General features: G+C 41.9%; 19 protein-coding genes. 10 read left to right on the forward strand and 9 right to left on the reverse strand.

The genetic code is table 11. The features are described 5' to 3' along the window. Window positions 1-4: 4 nt before the first annotated feature. Both HUW51_RS00965 and HUW51_RS00970 read left to right on the forward strand, forming a co-directional pair. Complete coding sequence (locus HUW51_RS00965; protein ID WP_185269923.1) at window positions 5-1,972, forward strand: type IV secretory system conjugative DNA transfer family protein; 1,968 nt, start codon at window positions 5-7, stop codon at window positions 1,970-1,972. Then, window positions 1,969-2,334 carry a helix-turn-helix domain-containing protein gene (locus HUW51_RS00970; RefSeq protein WP_185269924.1) on the forward strand — a complete coding sequence of 122 codons (366 nt, stop codon included), beginning with the start codon at window positions 1,969-1,971 and terminating at the stop codon, window positions 2,332-2,334. The genes HUW51_RS00965 and HUW51_RS00970 overlap by 4 nt, the downstream gene beginning before the upstream one ends. On the opposite strand, the gene HUW51_RS00975 is transcribed toward HUW51_RS00970, so the two are convergent. Then, window positions 2,331-2,951 (reverse strand): M23 family metallopeptidase, encoded by a 621-nt coding sequence (locus HUW51_RS00975; protein ID WP_185269925.1) that lies wholly within the window; start codon window positions 2,949-2,951, stop codon window positions 2,331-2,333. The genes HUW51_RS00970 and HUW51_RS00975 overlap by 4 nt on opposite strands. Before the next feature lie 149 nt (window positions 2,952-3,100). On the opposite strand from HUW51_RS00975, the gene HUW51_RS00980 reads away from it, so the two are divergent. From HUW51_RS00980 to HUW51_RS00990, 3 genes are read left to right on the forward strand one after another with little or no spacing between them, the layout of a single operon-like run. Continuing rightward, window positions 3,101-3,763, forward strand: a complete 663-nt coding sequence (locus tag HUW51_RS00980; RefSeq protein ID WP_185269926.1) for a DUF4099 domain-containing protein — start codon at window positions 3,101-3,103, stop codon at window positions 3,761-3,763. An 11-nt stretch (window positions 3,764-3,774) separates the two neighbouring features. Next, the gene (locus tag HUW51_RS00985; protein WP_185269927.1) at window positions 3,775-4,881 is read left to right on the forward strand and encodes a DUF3991 domain-containing protein; all 1,107 of its coding nucleotides are present in this window, start codon (window positions 3,775-3,777) and stop codon (window positions 4,879-4,881) included. An 18-nt stretch (window positions 4,882-4,899) separates the two neighbouring features. Beyond that, entirely contained in the window at window positions 4,900-5,343 is a 444-nt protein-coding gene (locus tag HUW51_RS00990) for a beta-barrel fold lipoprotein (protein WP_185269928.1), read from the forward strand. On the opposite strand, the gene HUW51_RS00995 is transcribed toward HUW51_RS00990, so the two are convergent. Next, window positions 5,336-5,494: a hypothetical protein gene (locus HUW51_RS00995; protein WP_185269929.1), complete on the reverse strand. Its 159-nt coding sequence runs from the start codon at window positions 5,492-5,494 to the stop codon at window positions 5,336-5,338. The two genes, HUW51_RS00990 and HUW51_RS00995, sit on opposite strands and share 8 nt — an antisense overlap. Window positions 5,495-5,521: 27 nt before the next feature. Next, window positions 5,522-5,887: a GIY-YIG nuclease family protein gene (locus tag HUW51_RS01000; protein WP_185269930.1), complete on the reverse strand. Its 366-nt coding sequence runs from the start codon at window positions 5,885-5,887 to the stop codon at window positions 5,522-5,524. Window positions 5,888-6,004: 117 nt separating this feature from the next. On the opposite strand from HUW51_RS01000, the gene HUW51_RS01005 reads away from it, so the two are divergent. Next, complete coding sequence (locus HUW51_RS01005) at window positions 6,005-6,841, forward strand: hypothetical protein (protein ID WP_185269931.1); 837 nt, start codon at window positions 6,005-6,007, stop codon at window positions 6,839-6,841. 72 nt (window positions 6,842-6,913) lie between these two features. Here HUW51_RS01005 and HUW51_RS01010 read toward each other — a convergent pair whose 3' ends face one another. The 5 genes from HUW51_RS01010 to HUW51_RS01030 form a co-directional block, all read right to left on the reverse strand. Then, window positions 6,914-7,579 (reverse strand): recombinase family protein, encoded by a 666-nt coding sequence (locus tag HUW51_RS01010; protein WP_185269932.1) that lies wholly within the window; start codon window positions 7,577-7,579, stop codon window positions 6,914-6,916. Between the two features lie 390 nt (window positions 7,580-7,969). Continuing rightward, entirely contained in the window at window positions 7,970-10,723 is a 2,754-nt protein-coding gene (locus HUW51_RS01015) for a T9SS type B sorting domain-containing protein (protein WP_185269933.1), read from the reverse strand. Between the two features lie 221 nt (window positions 10,724-10,944). Beyond that, window positions 10,945-11,232 (reverse strand): hypothetical protein, encoded by a 288-nt coding sequence (locus HUW51_RS01020; protein ID WP_185269934.1) that lies wholly within the window; start codon window positions 11,230-11,232, stop codon window positions 10,945-10,947. A gap of 61 nt (window positions 11,233-11,293) precedes the next feature. Next, entirely contained in the window at window positions 11,294-11,545 is a 252-nt protein-coding gene (locus tag HUW51_RS01025; protein WP_185269935.1) for a hypothetical protein, read from the reverse strand. Between the two features lie 15 nt (window positions 11,546-11,560). Further along, window positions 11,561-11,836 (reverse strand): hypothetical protein, encoded by a 276-nt coding sequence (locus tag HUW51_RS01030; protein ID WP_185269936.1) that lies wholly within the window; start codon window positions 11,834-11,836, stop codon window positions 11,561-11,563. Between the two features lie 349 nt (window positions 11,837-12,185). Here HUW51_RS01030 and HUW51_RS01035 point away from each other — a divergent pair, with 349 nt between their 5' ends. The 4 genes from HUW51_RS01035 (at window position 12,186) to HUW51_RS01050 (ending at window position 15,079) form a co-directional block, all read left to right on the forward strand. Beyond that, window positions 12,186-13,307 (forward strand): fatty acid desaturase family protein, encoded by a 1,122-nt coding sequence (locus HUW51_RS01035; RefSeq protein ID WP_185269937.1) that lies wholly within the window; start codon window positions 12,186-12,188, stop codon window positions 13,305-13,307. Between the two features lie 80 nt (window positions 13,308-13,387). Then, a complete protein-coding gene (locus tag HUW51_RS01040; protein ID WP_185269938.1) occupies window positions 13,388-13,579 on the forward strand; it encodes a cold-shock protein in 192 nt (63 codons plus the stop codon). A gap of 485 nt (window positions 13,580-14,064) precedes the next feature. Next, a complete protein-coding gene (locus tag HUW51_RS01045; protein ID WP_228466575.1) occupies window positions 14,065-14,559 on the forward strand; it encodes an RNA polymerase sigma factor in 495 nt (164 codons plus the stop codon). 136 nt (window positions 14,560-14,695) lie between these two features. Further along, window positions 14,696-15,079: a response regulator gene (locus tag HUW51_RS01050; protein ID WP_185269939.1), complete on the forward strand. Its 384-nt coding sequence runs from the start codon at window positions 14,696-14,698 to the stop codon at window positions 15,077-15,079. Window positions 15,080-15,097: 18 nt separating this feature from the next. Here the strand turns inward: HUW51_RS01050 and HUW51_RS01055 are convergent, their stop codons facing one another. After that, window positions 15,098-15,484, reverse strand: coding sequence for a response regulator (locus tag HUW51_RS01055; RefSeq protein ID WP_185269940.1), 387 nt, complete (start codon window positions 15,482-15,484; stop codon window positions 15,098-15,100). Between the last annotated feature and the right edge of the window lie 377 nt (window positions 15,485-15,861).

The following is a 15,861-nucleotide window of genomic DNA, read 5'->3' on the forward strand; positions in this document are numbered from 1 at the left end:
AACGATGGAAGAATCAAGCGAACAAAAAAAGATTTACGCCTTTTTGCAGGCGGTGGTTTATTTCACGCTGTTTGTGGAGTTTATAGTATACTTTTTACAGGATGCGGCATTTACGGAGAGCTTCCGTCTGGTGCTCCACCGGCTGCAGCGGATAACCATTTACCAGCACATCTATCTATCCAAAGCCTTTACTTTCTTTTTGATTTTGATCGTGGCCATTGGCACCAAAGCCCGAAAGGATCTGGAGTACAATCCGGTGAAACACGTTTACCTACCCTTGTTCTTCGGGTTTATTTTCTTTTTTGGCAGTGGCTACTTTTATTACCATCCCAGCAGTAAGATTTTATTTGATGGGGTAACCACTACGGAGGCCGTGTATATGGTTTGCTCACTTATCGGCGCGGTGCTGATCAATATTGCCCTGGATAATATTTCCAAGCACATTCAAAGCGGGCTGATGAAAGATAAATTCAACGTCGAGAATGAATCTTTTGAGCAAAGCCAGGAGCTGATCAACACGCCATACAGCGTAAACATACCCATGCTCTTTTACTATAAAAAGAAGATAAACCCCGGTTTCATCAACATTGTAAACCCTTTCCGTGCTACGCTGCTGATTGGTACACCCGGCTCGGGTAAATCTTTTTCAGTGGTAGTGCCCTTTATCAAGCAAATGATGGCAAAAGGTTTTACCATGGCCCTGTATGATTTCAAGTTTCCGGACTTAGGCAAAGTGGCTTATTACCATTACCTGGTTAATAAGAAAAAGGGCATAATGAAAGATTTTAAGTTTCACACCATCAACTTTAACAGCGTAGAACATAGCCGGCGGTTTAACCCATTAAAACCGGAGTATCTACCCACCCTGGCCGATGCCACCGAAACCGCGGAGGCCTTATTGCAAAGCTTAACCAAGAATGATAAAGAGTCCGGCGCCGCCCAGTTTTTTACCCAGTCGGCGGTAAACTTTCTGGCCAGTTGCATCTTTTTTTTAAGCCGCTACCAGGACGGTAAATATTCTACCTTCCCGCACGTGCTGTCTTTTATCAATTTAAGTTATGATGAGATTTTTGAAATGCTTTTTTCTGAGCCGCAGTTAACCAGTTTGCTTGCCCCTTTCCGGTCCGCGTATAAGAATAAAGCTTTTGATCAGCTGGAGGGCCAGATAGGTACGCTCCGGATTAACGTGGGCCGCCTGGCCACCAAGGAAACTTACTGGGTTTTATCCGGGGATGATATTAATTTAAAAATAACGGATCCTAAAAACCCATCTATTTTAATCATTGCCAATGACCCGGCCACCCAGAGTATTAATAGCGCCTGCAACGCCCTGATATTAAACCGCATGACCAAGCTTATAAATTCAAAGGGGAACCTGCCCTGTGGCTTGCTCATAGATGAATCTCCTACCTTGTACGTGCATAAGGTAGAAAACTTGATTGCTACTGCCAGAAGCAATAAAATAGCCGTTCTTTTAGGCCTTCAGGAGTTGCCGCAGTTGAAGCAACAGTACGGCCGGGAAGCGGCTGATACTATCTGCTCGGTCGCTGCCAATGTTATTTCCGGGTCGGTGCGGAACAAAGATACTTTGGATTGGCTGGAAAAACTTTTTGGCAAAGTAAGGCAACAGAAGCAGGGGGTTAGCATCGATCGGAGCCGGACATCTATTTCTATGAATGAAGAGATGGGCCCCTTGATTCCTGCTTCAAAAATTGCTACCTTATCTGCCGGGGAAGTCGTTGGGCAAGTGGCACTTGATAGCAATAATTACGATGGCCAGCACGTAAACAGTACGTATAACTGTAAAGTGAATTTAGATGTAAAACAGATTGCAAAAGAAGAGGAATTATACATAAATACGCCAATCTTTTATAATTTTGGAACACCGTCGGAGCGGGATAAAACATTAGAAAAAAACTTCGCCAGAATCAATAAAGAAATGGAATCACTTAAAGATTATTTCTACGCATGAAATTAACGCTACCAGAAATCGGAGAACGGTTGCAGACCTTTAGAAAGACATTAGGGTTCACGCAAAAAGACATAGCTGAATCGCTAAATGTGCAGCAAAATGCGATATCCCGGTTTGAAAAGGGATCGGGGGGAAGCCTGGAGCTGCTTCTGGATCTGGTAAATTATTTCGATGGGCACTTTCTGGCTTATTCGCTTTTTGCCGATCAGTTTGAAGTAATTAAGCGTGGGGAAGATGTGCCCGGTAATACCATTTACAATAAGATTGCCTTGGAGCGGCTGAAAGTTTTAAAAAACGACCTGGCCGAAAAAACAGAAGAGGTAGCGGAAATCATTAATTTAATGGAAACCAAAGAAGATTAATTGTTACCCAATGCCGTTATTTTTCTGCGGTAGTTGAGTTCGGTAGCGCGATAAATTTCATCTAAAAAAGGGGTAGGGTTAACAATCCTGCCTTTATATTTTAGGGCAAAGTGCAGGTGATCCCCGGTGCTGCGGCCGGTACTACCCGTTAACCCAATCAGAGTGCCGGCTTTGATATACATCCCTTCCCTTACTGCAATACCTGACAGGTGGCCATACACCGTAGTAAAATCAGCGTGGGTTACTTCCACGTAGTTCCCCAGCCCACCAGAATAACCCACCTTACTAACCCTGCCGGGTAAAATTACCATTACTGAATCCGAAGCTCCTTTAAAATCAATGCCCGCGTGAAACCTGGTTTTCCCGGTTAATGGATCCATCCGGTTACCGTAGCCACTATTAATGTACGGAGCGGTGAGCGGCATGGAGGCGGCCAGATAATCTGGCTTTACGGAGGCGGGTTTAGGCAAATTTTCCGGATTTGATGTTGTACCTGGTTGGTTTACCGTGTCTGCCTGTATCTCTAACAAAGGCTTCTGCTTTTTAACCGTGTTAAATTGCGCCTGGGTCGAAGAAGCAATTAAAAAGAAAAGAATTAAAAGTAAAGAGAGTTTCATTTTAATATCTTTTTAATGTATATAAATATAATTTTTAACATTAAAAAATATACAAATATCATTTGTTACGTAATAATAGCTATTATTTAGGGCGAATTTGTATATTTACTTAATTACACTAAAAAAATATACATTTAATAATATTTTCTATGAAGTTCGACATAAAAGACCTGCCTTATTCTCAATTTGAGCAGTTGGGTATGAGCAAAAGAGACGTTATTAAAATGAATCCCCAGGATTTAGCCAGCATGCTAAATGGCGGTCGAACGAACTTGATACCTTTAACTATTGCTTTAGGAAATGGAATAAACCCAATTGAAGCCGAAGTAAAATTAAGCCTGGTCCGCAACCCGGATAATACGGTTTCATTGAATGTACACCCGATACAAAACCAGCCTAAAAACACCATTGGCGCTATTCCGGCGCAATGGGAGCAGCTTCTTAAAGGGGAAATAATTATTAAGGAAGCTAAAACTTTCAATGGGAGCGTGGAGCCGCATCTTTACCAATTAGATAAACAAACCAACGAGCTCCTTTCAGCCCGGGTAAACAGCATTCAGGTTCCTAATTTTATTCAGGGCATCGCTATTTCCTCGGAGCAAAAAGAACAATTAAAACAAGGCCAGGCCATTGAGCTGGAGGGCAAGAGTGCTAAAGAAGGCTTTGTTATTCGCCTGGACTTAAACGAAGCCCGCGGCTACAAACTACTTACCCGGGAGCAATCTATGGAGCAGGCGCCAGGCATAAAGCCCAATTTACCGCTGGAAGAATTTAGTATCAAGGAAACACCACGGACCACTATTAAAATGTAAACCTGCTGGCCATGAATTTTCAAGAATATAAAGAGCGCATTCCCATTACGTCGGTAGCAGAATCTTTAGGCTACCAGGTTAACTTGAAAAAAGGCCGTAACCCGTTGGAGTTTAAACACGCCGATGGGGATACTGTTTTGATTGACCCGGTGAAGGAGCTTTACTATAACCGTGATGGTACCAATGACCGGGGCGATGTGATCGCTTTTGTAAAAAACCGGCTAACCCGCTTTAACGTTTCTTTTCAGCACGAGATTGTAGGCATTAATAAGGTGCTGCAATCCTACGCCAATGAAGGGCCTGCTCCAGCAAGAAACTACCATGTTCCTGAGTCAAGAAATTTTGACCATCGCCGTTATGAAGTGGCTAAATCTTCTCTCTTTAAGTTGCACTATCTGTCGCAGGAGCGGGGCCTGGACCCGGAAACAATTAAACACTTTGCCCCATTTATCAACCTGGTTAAAGATACTGCCCAGGCCAGCGGCCGGCCATACGAAAACATAGGCTTTCCTTTAACTAAACCCGGAAGTAATGAAGTAGTTGGGTGGGATTTAAGGAACTATGGCTTTAAGGGTGTAGCCGCCGGCAGTGACCGCCAAAACGGGATGTGGATTGCTGATTTTGCCGGTAAGCCAGAGCGAACGCTGCATGTCTATTTTGGTGAAAACCCGATTGATTTAATGAGCTTCTACCAACTTTATAAAAATAAGCTGGACGTAGAGAATGCAGCCTTTATCAGCTTCGGCGGCGGTATAGCTAAGAGCCAGATGAAAGCAGCGCTTAGCTACTGGCCCGAGGCCAAAAAGCACACCATATTTGATAATGACTACCAAGGCAAGATGTACGATATCGCCATGGCCGTACACCTGAGCAATAAAAATATTCCTTTGCCCGAGAAGAAAGCCGACAGCTTATTATTTAAACTACCAGGCAAAGAGTTTGAAATCGCAATAGATAAAATTAGTCTGAAAGCTTTCGAAACCGCCTCCGGTATAAGGTCCGGAATTACTGTGCATAAGGCCACCGGCCAAAGCAACGGGGTACCCTTCAAAGATTTTAATGACATTATTCATCCAAAGAATAACACGACAAGCCAACAAAAGACGTTTAGGCTTTAACCATTTACTTTTAGCAATATGAAAACTTTAAATTACTTATTCGGATTGTTGTTTTTTACCTTGTTTTTAGCCGGTTGTTCCGATAAAAAGGATGATCCGGATCCGGTAGATGAAACCGCCACTTTTCGGGTAGATTTTTCTCAGTCAGGCGATTACCAGAAATTTACTAAAATCCTGACCATTAGCGGCGGGGAGTTTAAATACCGTGGCACCAATGATATCGTGCCAGCTGCTTTAATCGGGGATGATTTAAATACCGCTGGCTTTTCGGTGGAGGCTTCCAATGTTCGGGAATTAAAGATTTCCGCTTTAACGGATTTCTCACCGGTAGAAGATGCCCCGGCCACTATGACTATGAAATTTTCTGTTTTCCGGAATGGCACCTTGCTGGAGGAGAAAACCTTTACTTACACGGATGCCACCAAAGATAAAAGTGAAGATTTAACGTATAAGGCTAAGTAACATTAGCCTTTTTTATTGCTCTTTCCTGCCGGCACTTCTCTTCCCTTTTGTATTCTTCTTCTGATAAAACCGGGTACCAGTATTTTACCTGTTGATCAATCCATATCTGAGCGGCCATGGCCACCGAGCGAAGCACGTGTTTATTGCTCATGGTTTTACAAAAGGGAGGAAAAGGGTTTTATTCTAATAAATCCAATTGCCACCAGTCCGAATACTTTATATTTAACCGGGGCTTCCATAATTTAATGCTCCGCTTCTCATAGCGTAACGCTTCTTCTTTACTGGTAAACTCCTTAAAATAAACCCAGCTGGCACCGGCTATTTTGCGGGAGTGCTTCACCAGGCGCCAATAAAGGGAACTGGTACACCCAATGTACACCGGCCGGACGTGCGCCGAGGTTGGTTCCTGGTCGAAAATAAAATAAACGTAATGCTTGGCTTTAACTTCCTTCCACCGCTTAAGTAAGTGCTTTCGGCAATACCGGCTCATCTCCATCCGGAAGGAGTACCAATCGTGTAGGCGGAGTTGGGAAAGAGTGGTCATTTACATAGTAATTTTTTGTATTAGCTAATAGAATAGGTAACAAATTATTGATAATCAGTATTTAAGGATATGTAGAATAACTTCATAATTAAAGATTCACTTAATCATCTTATAATTATGAAACAATCTATAACTTTCCTCCTAGCATTATTTAGTGTACTTATGGTAACGCCATTTATAACTCTGGCACAAGACGACCCTGATGATGGGTATGTTATCAGAATAGGCCATAGTTATACTTTTACCTCAAGCACTAAAGTAACGGAATGTGACATCAATGGTAATGTTGCAGATGTAACAAAGCAAATAGCAGCCCCTACTAATTCTAGTTTTTATGTTTTTGACCAAGTTGATGCCACAAGTGTAATTATCTATTTTTGGGATTGGGCTGACAAAAGCAATTTATCAAAAACATTTAACTATACTTATAGCGGAGATACAAAAGGTGAAAGAAAATACTTTCGGGTTTCCATTGCGAACTTGAAAAATAAAGCAATTCCGCGCTACATTAGATGGAAAACTACTCTTACGGCTGGAACAGCTATCATTCCTATAAAAGTTAGATTCAACAATTTTGACTTCAACAAAGACTTTACTTTGGGGCCAACTATAGGAGTTAGATGGAGAATAGCTAAGCATACAGACAACTTTCTAAATGCAATGCTTGGCTTTGGGGTTACCTCTGTTACCTTAGATAGTGCCTCAACAGATGGAGCTTTGAAAGCAAATACAGATAGATTTGCAGTAACTCCTTCTTTTGGATTATTACTTGAGTTTGATAATGTTCAAGTAGGTCTTTTCACTGGCATGGATTACCTATCCAAGAAAGAAAACATAGATTGGCGCTATCAGGGAAAATCTTGGTTTTCCGTAGGGCTTGGTTATACCATTCTAACGAAAACATCTACTACTAGCAATATTGAGCCTAAGAACAAACCTAGATTTAACAAGTAATTTTTTTTCTGTAATGAACTATATAATACGTAGTATAATCGTGAAGGCGTTGTTTTACAATTATACTGCGTATTATATAAGCATCATTCTGTTATAAATCCTTTGCACCTGCACAGCTTGGAACTCCCGGCCCCGGCTGGTCCGAAAACCATCCTCATTTAATTGCGCGGCAATACCCATCCAGCTTAATCCTTGCTTCCGGTAAAGTTTAATCATCGCGGCCGCCCGTTTATTATTCTGATTAGTTAATGCTCTTTCTTTTAATACCTGGGCACCAGCTACCCGGTCTGCATAAGTTAAATTTTGGGGACTCCCCAGTTTAGCGCCCTGGGCAATCTTGGCCTGAAGCGCTGCTTTAGTCCGGCTGCTGATCAGCTCCCGTTCGTGTTGAGCCAGCACCGCAAAAATGCCAATCGTTAAAGTGTTGGCATCCGGCATATCGGCACAGACAAAATCAACCCCACTATCCTTCAGGGTAAAAATAAATGAAGCGTTTCGGCTCAGCCGGTCCAGCTTGGCAATTACTAATGTGCCTTTAATTTTTCGGGCTTGCTCGATGGCCGCAATCAGCTGGGGGCGGTTGTTTTTCTTCCCGCTTTCCACTTCAATAAATTCACTGGTAATCTTCTGGCCTTTCAAGAAACTGGCCACGGCGTATTGCTGTGCTTCCAACCCCAAACCGCTAGCCCCCTGCTTGGCCGTGGACACCCGGTAATAAGCTACGTACTTCTTCTCCATCTTGTATTAAAAATACGAAAAATTACCCATTTTACAAATCATAAACGAGCGTTTGTGGTTTGTAAAATGGATAAATAATTACGCTGGTTGTCCATATCTAGTTTATAATATATTCTAGTAATCGGGTAAACCATTTCTTTTAATTGCTATTTTAAGTCGATTGCTACTTTGCCTGTGAACTTATAGCTGGATAAGAAAATAGTTAAGCAAGAAACAGGAACTGATTATATAAAAGGGAAGATAGAAGAATGTGCAATTTCTATTGAACATAAAAGTGGTTATAAGCCAATGAAAAAAGGCGATGTTCAGTTAGTAGCCATTCACTTATTTACATGCAAGATGTTGCTACTTTAGCACCATAAGTCCTGCAAAAGAGGGATAGAAGTAGTTTTAGCGAACAACTTCTATCCAACCTTTGATCTGTTGACCGGAGTTAAGAAGTAGGAGTTGATAAAAATACGTGCCTTCCGTTACGTTCTCCGCAGACCAATTATTCTTATAACCGGAAGCTTTATATACTTCTTGACCCCAGCGATTGTAAATTCTTAATTGATTAGCCGGGTAGAGTTCCAAGTTACGAATTTCGAACAAGTCATTTACTCCATCGTTATTAGGTGTAAAAACATTGGGTGGGAGTAAGGGATGCTTAAAAGTTAATTGGATAGAATTAGACCAGGATGCGAAAGAACTACCTTTCGCTATAGCTTTAACCCAATACACATGTTCAAACCCATCGATAGTAGAAAGATCAGCAAAAGTCAGCAAACTACCCGGCAGCTGACCTACGAGTTTCATATCTGATTCTTGATCTAGCCGCCGCCAAATTTCATACCGTTCCACTCCGTTAGGCCAACCCTCATATGCGTTCCAGCTGAGCGTAATGTTTTTATCTTCTTCACCACTCTTATTTTGGAGCTGGATAGTATGATGCTGGTTGCTCGTAATAATTTGTTGACAGCCATTCCTCGTACTAATCTGGTATTCGTAGACAAACTCGTCTGAATTCAGGCCACCATCCAGAATTGGAGTTACGAAAGAAACAGAATCGCTGATCAGGTGCCAATTACTTTTTCCATACTCCCGGCGGTACAAATCAAATGGTTCCTGCAGGCGATCATTGTCAGAACTGGACCAGCTTATTTGCACTTGTTTTTCATCTTGAGGGTTTAAGCTAATGTTCTCAATAGTTATAGTGGTATTATCCTGATATACCTTTACCATCAGCGTGTCTGACACCCCGTAACAGACAGTGTCTACGGTGGTGCTCTGCTCCTGAATCCATAACTGGTGGTTACCTAATCCAGACCAATCAACAGTAACATGGTTACTTCCTTGCCCCGAAGTAATAACCCCCCCTTGAATTCCCCAGGTATACAAAGAGCCTGTCGTGTAGGTAACAGTATAAAGTTGATTGAACGCTAGATTCTGGCATATTAATTCTGGACCTTGAGGCTTTTCGGGTATCAAGACTACATTGATGCGTACTGGTAGGATTATTGGCTCACTTTCACAGCCGCTTTCATTTAAAATAATTAAGCTCACTTGCGCCTGAGTGTTAGATGGACCCCAATTTACTTGAATGGCTGCGGTACCTTGTCCGCTAATAAGCTGCCCTCCGGAAACCGCCCACCGATAAGTATATCCCTCTCGCTTAATAACGCTGTAATCTACTTTTTCTACTCCCGGGCATACGGACTGACTGCCTGTAATTTTTTCTTTTTCAGGTGTGGGCATCACCGAAATGGTTACTCCATCGGCCAATTCGCAAAGCCCATCATTTACATAAAGGGTATAAACAAAGTCTTTCTTTTGGGTAATGGCATTGGGATATAAGAAAACCGGAGTAGGTGAAGCCGGATCACTCAAATAAGTAGCAGGCTCCCAACGGTAGGTGTAGTTCCTGTTGGGAGTGCCTCCCAGCTTGACCGGCTGACTGGGACAGATTTCTTTATCTGGACCGGCGTCCGGCTTTCCTGGAAAGCTGTATAAAAAATTAGCAGCAAAAGTAGGAAGGAATGGATAAACATCAGTAGGTAGAATAAGCGCATTAGGAACCATATCACAGGCTGTACCATCTCGTTCAGGGTAATTGATAACTGCCAACGCGCGGGTATTTTCTGGTTGGGTAAAGTAAATTCTACCATCGGGAGCTAGCTGGGGGCTGGTTAACTGAACTGGGCCATCATAAATCAACTTCTTAGAAGCCAAAATGGCCACTTGGTTACCGGAACTAATATCAAATTGCCATAGTTTTTTCCCGCTAAAATCAAGGAGGTACAATTTATTACCTGAAGCAGAAAACTCCATGCCGAATCCCCGGCTTTCCAAGACAAAGGATTTTGCTACTTCTCCGGTAGCGGCATTAAAATCTGCTAATCCGGTTCCTTCGTATCCGGGTATGCCATCATAACCAAAAACAATTTTGTCACCTTTGGGAGAGAGTTTTAAATTACTAGAATTGCCAATGGGCACGGGTTCGGAGCGAATGGCCCGGGAACTTACTCCATCCGGGGTAATCTTAAAAGCTAGCAACTGATCTACTTTTTGGCTGGTAACATTCGTATTGGTTTCTCCTACCAACCAGTAAGTATTATTTACACATTGGCCAGAGATGGTAAAAGAGCCATGTAAATCTTTATAGAGAACGGTAAGTTTTTCAATGATTGCTCCCTGTCCACCATTCGCGGTAAGATCGACGGTAACATACCTGACCGAATACTCTGCAAATGAACTAGCTGTATTAGGACCCACATAAAAAATATAGAAGAGGGAAGGGGAGCCGGGTTTAGGAATGATATAAATCGGACTGGAAGTTAATGGTTGCCAGGTATCATTCTCTAGTAGTACGTTGTCCTTGTTGAAAACACCCCTGTAATTAGCATAAAGCAGTACTTGGCCAGCTGGATTAGAATAGGTAGCGGCCGCTCCCTCCTCTAAGGGGCCTTTTTGAACAATCTTAGGTGTTGCTTGGTCAAATTGAAGGCCATAGCCTTTACCTAAATACCAAATAGAGGCTTCATTTTGGCTATGCCCGCTTAAGGCTAGAAGGAAGAACAAGCAGAAAATAAAACTTTTAATTATAAGTTGGATATGAATCGCACTTTGCTTGCATAACTGCGGATAGTGCCATTTTAAGTGTAGCATAGCTAACTAAATAAGACCAAAGAGCTGCGGGATGAAACATACCAGCAGAAGCGTAAAAAGGAAGGAATATAAGTAAAATAGTTTTAAACACACCAAATCTATTTCTCCTTTAAAAAAGAATAAAATCTAGTGCCTTTTGTTTAATTGTGCCTGATTTTACATAATCCTACTTATAGGACTTGGCTGAACGAGCAGGAGGGAAGCTTTTTACATAAAAGTGGTTATAAATTTAAATTATCACTATTAATTGATTTATGGGGCAGGATCATGCGGATTCGCCCAATCAATCGTATAGCTTTCTGTGGTTTGATTGCTGGCCGAACGGTATACCCATGTTTGCTGAGGTGTTTGCGGATTAAAGGGGAAAGCGCCTCGACCATTATGCTCGTTTTCCCCGTACTAGCGGCTTGTTTAATATCGTTAAATAACGGTTCTAATTCTTTTAGTTCTGCTTCATTGGCTAATCGGATAGCTTCTTCGGCAATACTTTTAGCTTGCTCGGCTTTCATAAGGGATAAGGTGGTTTTAGGTGGTAGTGGTGAGCTATAATACTTACTGGTGCTTCCAATATTAATGAGTCAAGCTAATATAATACTGAATGGCTTGCCGGGCGGCTTCTTCGGTAGCACACGTACCGGATTCCTGCATATCCGGTACATTGTTAAAGACATAGATACGCCATTGCCAACTTTCCTTCCAGGGCCAGTAACTAGCAATTAAGGTTTCTTCCGCTTGTTCTGTCCTAATATCCACGGATCCAAATAGATTCTGTTGCCAAGGCGCATTGGGATCAGCTTCCCAATGTTTGTTAATAGCATTCATAATCCGGTATAATCTTTATAATTGCGCTTTCAGACGGTTTAATTGGCGTTCCTGTAAGAGTTCCTGTTCTCCTAAGTAGGTGCGCACTTCGGCCAACAACATCCGGGTTTTATAAGGGTTTTCGATGGGCACGTTAACTGGCTGACCATCGGGCAAAGTAAAGGTCATCACTAAGTTATGTTCCGTTGGCACAAAATGGAACAATTGGCGGCGGGTAAAATCAAGGTCCGAGAGTTGTTGTTGAACGTTCGCCATTTGCTCGGCGGGTAAAATTGGTTTGGAAGGAAGCATAAGGAAGGGGTTCTATAAGGTGGAATTACCTATACGGCAGAAGTAGTAGATAAACCGGAAATTCCCCAATTAATAAATTTGACTGCTTGAAAAGACCGCTCTGTTTATGCAAATATAACCACAGTTCTAAGGGCAAAGCAAGGCTTCTGTTGAGCTTAAATATTCTTAATGTAGTCTTATGGGAAAACTAGTTGAAAATACGCGGACTTTATACGGATGATGCGGGCACTGCGATAGCTGTCGCTTACTCTTTTTAGGGAGAGTTATGCTCCGGCCATTATATCTTCACTAAACACCGAACGAACCCGGGGGCGTTATTTACGTTGCAAGGAAAGAATAGTATCGTTTTATGAATCAAAAAGTTAAGTTTTTAAATAGTACCCATGCTCCTTTCTTTAGCACCGTTCGCCAACGCGTAGAAGATTATTTTCAGGAAAAAAGTATTTCCAAACACGCCAACGGGGCCATGTGGCGCAAAGCCTTTTTTTACATGCTGGCTTCTTTGGGGCTCTACGGGCTGATCCTGTCCAATCAATTTAGCGCCGGCGCCATGTTCGGGCTGGCCGTGCTCTTGGGCGTGAGTCACGCCGGTCTGGGGTTTAATGTTGGCCACGATGCCCTGCATGGTTCCTTTTCCCGTAATAACAAGATCAATAAAGCCCTTAGTTTTATTTTCCCTTTTATTGGAGCAAGTCCGTACGTTTGGAACCTGACCCACAATGTGGTACACCATACCTACACCAATATTCCCGGACACGACGAAGACATTGAAATCGCGCCGGGTTTGATCCGCTTAGATACCGCCGAGAAAGTAAATAAGCTGCAACGGTTTCAGCACCTGTATGGTTTTGGTCTTTATAGCTTGGCTTCTTTGTCGTGGGTCTTCCGGAAGGATTACGTAAAATTCTTTCAAAAGAAAATCGGGCAACACCCCACTTTGAACCACCCCAAACAAGAGTATTTTAATTTGTTCTTCTATAAAGCCCTTTATTATGGCCTGTATATGGTCTTGCCCTTACTGGTGCTGGATATTACCTGGTGGCAGTTTATAATTGGCTTCTTAGCCTTGCACTTGGCGGAAGGATTTGTTATGGGTTTGGTCTTTCAGCTGGCCCACGTGGTAGAAGGGACCGACTTCCCGGTACCCAACGCGCAAGGAAACATAGAAGAAGCTTGGGCGGCCCACCAGCTGCGTACCACCGCCAACTTTGCCACGGGCAATAAAGTGGCGGGCTTCTTACTCGGGGGCTTGAACCAGCAAATTGAGCACCACCTGTTTCCCAAGGTTTGTCACATACACTATCCCGCCATCGGGGCTATTATCAAGCAAACGGCGCGGGAGTTTAATCTGCCCTACCTGGAGAATGCGACGTTCTGGCGGGCGTTGCAATCCCATTACCGGATGCTCCAGAAGTTCGGTCCGGAAGCGTACCGGTTGCAAGCAGAAAAATACCGCGGTAGCTTATTGTAAAATTTTAAGTTGAAGTTGTAAAAAAATAATGAACTTAAAAGGAGTAAGTAATGTGGTAGAAGTATAACTAATTATAACACATGAATAACGGAGTAGTAAAATTCTTTAATGGCCAGAAAGGATTCGGGTTTATCAAAGAAACAAATTCAGATCAAGATTATTTTGTCCACGTTTCCGGCTTAATGGATGATGTTCGGGAAAACGACGCGGTAACTTTTGATCTGCAGGAAGGAAAAAAAGGACTCAACGCGGTGAATGTAAAACGCGCCTAGTTTTAGCATATAAGTCAATCCCATCAAGCCTTACCACCAGTAAGGCTTTTTTATTGGTCGCCGTATTTTCTAATAACGAATATTCTGCGTCATTTACATCCATGCTTCCCTGCTGCACTGGAAAAAAATAGCAGCGATGTTGTTCAAGCCACGCGGCGAAGTGGTTATGTTGCACGCTGAATTTCATGGTGAGAAATGACCAAAATTTAAATTTGTTGCGCATTGCAGAATTTAAGAGAGTGAATGCTACAACCTTTATTTTTACCTACGTATAACTAAATACCACGTTTCTTTTTTGTAGAGGCAATATAGCAGGAGAGGTATTGGGCCCTATGGCATAACAGCTATTGGAAAAATAAATAATAGTTTCGAACCAATAGCTCCTTTATATTTTGGCTCTAACCCCTACTCATGTCCTTGTCATAGAAAGGCCACCTGTTTGTTCTCCGGTTCTTAAAATCAGAGAGCAAAACTTAGTTGCACTTTTGCAACAGGCGGATTGCAAGGCCTTTTCCTACTTATACGATGCTTACTCTCCGGTTCTTTACGGTGTTTTACTCCGCATTGTCAAACACCGCGTAGTTGCGGAGGATCTGTTGCAAGAAGCCTTTCTAAAAATTTTTCATTCCTTCTATCAGTACGACAGTAGTAAAGGCAAGCTCTTTACTTGGTTGGTTAGCATTGTGCGCCATTTAGCCATTGATAAAATACGTTCCCGCAGCTATTTAGAAGGCAAGAAAACTAGGGCGTTGTTAATCAACGCTCGGGTCGAAAAATATTGCTGCCACACCTTTAGGCCAGATCATATTGGCATAAAAACATTGACGGACAAATTACCAGCCGAAAATAAAACGATTATTGACTTGATGTATTTCGAGGGGTACTCCCAAAGTGAAATAGCTAAAAAGCTAAGTCTGCCCTTAGGAACGGTTAAATCCCGGGCAAGAAAAGGCCTGCAACTTTTAAAGTCACTAGTTTAATTCCTAAATCATTAGCAGAAATTTAGAACATGCTCCAGCTTTCAAGTTGTAAGAAAGTCTACTCTGAAAATCAAGTGTGTTTTGATAATTTGCTAGTTAAAATAAATAACCTTTTGACTAAAAACACCCCTCTAATATGATTTCAGTAGATAAAGTGTTGATCGTGGATGATGATTCTACTGCGCATTTTTTGATGACTCGCATTATTAAAAGTACGATTGCCAACCGGCAAATACTATACGCAAATAATGGACAGGAGGCTTTAACAATCCTCCACGAACATTGTTTTATTGAACGTTGCCCTACCTTGATCTTACTCGACATTAACATGCCGGTAATGGATGGATTTGAATTTCTGAATGCAATACAAGACACCCCATTAGCTAAACTACCCTTGCATATTGTGGTTTTAACTTCTTCTGTTAATCCCGTTGATGTAAGAAAAGCGTTGCGGTTTCCGATCGTAGGATACATGGAAAAACCGCTTACCGTCGAAAAATTAATCCTTGCCATAGAATAACTTTTCAGTGTGACACAATCAGGCTAGATATTTAGCGAGATTCTTGGGTGTCAGGGGTTTTTCAATAAAATCAAGGTCAAGAAAATTTTGAGCCTGCTCTAAATGCCGATATTGCCGATTGGAGCTAACAAAAACAATTTGGATAGGTAACTGATTGAGTCGGTTGGAATCTCTATAGGCTTGCATGAATTCAAAACCGTTCATTGGCTCCATAATTATTTCTACTAACATCAGTTCGGGGTAAGAACCTGATTGGGAGGCGGCTTGTAAATAGTCTAAGGCTTGTTGTGCTCCGCTAACAGTTTGTACCTCTACGTCAACGGTCAACAGTTTTAAGAGATTAGTCGCCAAAAAGAGGGAAATATCATCATCATCGACTACTAAAATTTTGTGGAGCAAGGCCATAGCTATTATTAAGGTGAATAATTAATTTATAACGCCGGCTTATTAGAAGTCAATGAACGCATTATAATAGTTATTTCCAGAGAAAGTAATATTAGTAAGACTTACTAGTAGAAATAACGCATTTGTGCACCCTTGGCAATACTCGATTAAGAGGATGTAATTTGATTAGGGCTACTTGTCCTGTCTCTCAGTTGGATCATTTTTTACTTGCGCAGGATCTTTGAAGAGGCTGATTATAAATTAAATAAATGTAAGGAAATTCATTGACATATAAGAACGTACTAACAGGATTACTTTTAAAAGACTGCTTGGTTAGTCAGCCATAAATAAAGTAAGGGCTCAGTGGATGGTTTGGACACTAAGATTAACAAATCGAA

The organism is Adhaeribacter swui, assembly GCF_014217805.1.
GTDB classification, from domain to species: Bacteria; Bacteroidota; Bacteroidia; order Cytophagales; family Hymenobacteraceae; genus Adhaeribacter; species Adhaeribacter swui.

What these genes read in the sequence shown, in the direction of transcription:
- HUW51_RS00965 (WP_185269923.1), top strand. Translation starts at nt 5, where the DNA reads ATGGAAGAATCAAGCGAACAAAAAAAGATTTACGCCTTTTTGCAGGCG.
- HUW51_RS00970 (WP_185269924.1), top strand. Translation starts at nt 1,969, where the DNA reads ATGAAATTAACGCTACCAGAAATCGGAGAACGGTTGCAGACCTTTAGA.
- HUW51_RS00975 (WP_185269925.1), bottom strand. Translation starts at nt 2,951, where the DNA reads ATGAAACTCTCTTTACTTTTAATTCTTTTCTTTTTAATTGCTTCTTCG.
- HUW51_RS00980 (WP_185269926.1), top strand. Translation starts at nt 3,101, where the DNA reads ATGAAGTTCGACATAAAAGACCTGCCTTATTCTCAATTTGAGCAGTTG.
- HUW51_RS00985 (WP_185269927.1), top strand. Translation starts at nt 3,775, where the DNA reads ATGAATTTTCAAGAATATAAAGAGCGCATTCCCATTACGTCGGTAGCA.
- HUW51_RS00990 (WP_185269928.1), top strand. Translation starts at nt 4,900, where the DNA reads ATGAAAACTTTAAATTACTTATTCGGATTGTTGTTTTTTACCTTGTTT.
- HUW51_RS00995 (WP_185269929.1), bottom strand. Translation starts at nt 5,494, where the DNA reads ATGAGCAATAAACACGTGCTTCGCTCGGTGGCCATGGCCGCTCAGATA.
- HUW51_RS01000 (WP_185269930.1), bottom strand. Translation starts at nt 5,887, where the DNA reads ATGACCACTCTTTCCCAACTCCGCCTACACGATTGGTACTCCTTCCGG.
- HUW51_RS01005 (WP_185269931.1), top strand. Translation starts at nt 6,005, where the DNA reads ATGAAACAATCTATAACTTTCCTCCTAGCATTATTTAGTGTACTTATG.
- HUW51_RS01010 (WP_185269932.1), bottom strand. Translation starts at nt 7,579, where the DNA reads ATGGAGAAGAAGTACGTAGCTTATTACCGGGTGTCCACGGCCAAGCAG.
- HUW51_RS01015 (WP_185269933.1), bottom strand. Translation starts at nt 10,723, where the DNA reads ATGCTACACTTAAAATGGCACTATCCGCAGTTATGCAAGCAAAGTGCG.
- HUW51_RS01020 (WP_185269934.1), bottom strand. Translation starts at nt 11,232, where the DNA reads ATGAAAGCCGAGCAAGCTAAAAGTATTGCCGAAGAAGCTATCCGATTA.
- HUW51_RS01025 (WP_185269935.1), bottom strand. Translation starts at nt 11,545, where the DNA reads ATGAATGCTATTAACAAACATTGGGAAGCTGATCCCAATGCGCCTTGG.
- HUW51_RS01030 (WP_185269936.1), bottom strand. Translation starts at nt 11,836, where the DNA reads ATGCTTCCTTCCAAACCAATTTTACCCGCCGAGCAAATGGCGAACGTT.
- HUW51_RS01035 (WP_185269937.1), top strand. Translation starts at nt 12,186, where the DNA reads ATGAATCAAAAAGTTAAGTTTTTAAATAGTACCCATGCTCCTTTCTTT.
- HUW51_RS01040 (WP_185269938.1), top strand. Translation starts at nt 13,388, where the DNA reads ATGAATAACGGAGTAGTAAAATTCTTTAATGGCCAGAAAGGATTCGGG.
- HUW51_RS01050 (WP_185269939.1), top strand. Translation starts at nt 14,696, where the DNA reads ATGATTTCAGTAGATAAAGTGTTGATCGTGGATGATGATTCTACTGCG.
- HUW51_RS01055 (WP_185269940.1), bottom strand. Translation starts at nt 15,484, where the DNA reads ATGGCCTTGCTCCACAAAATTTTAGTAGTCGATGATGATGATATTTCC.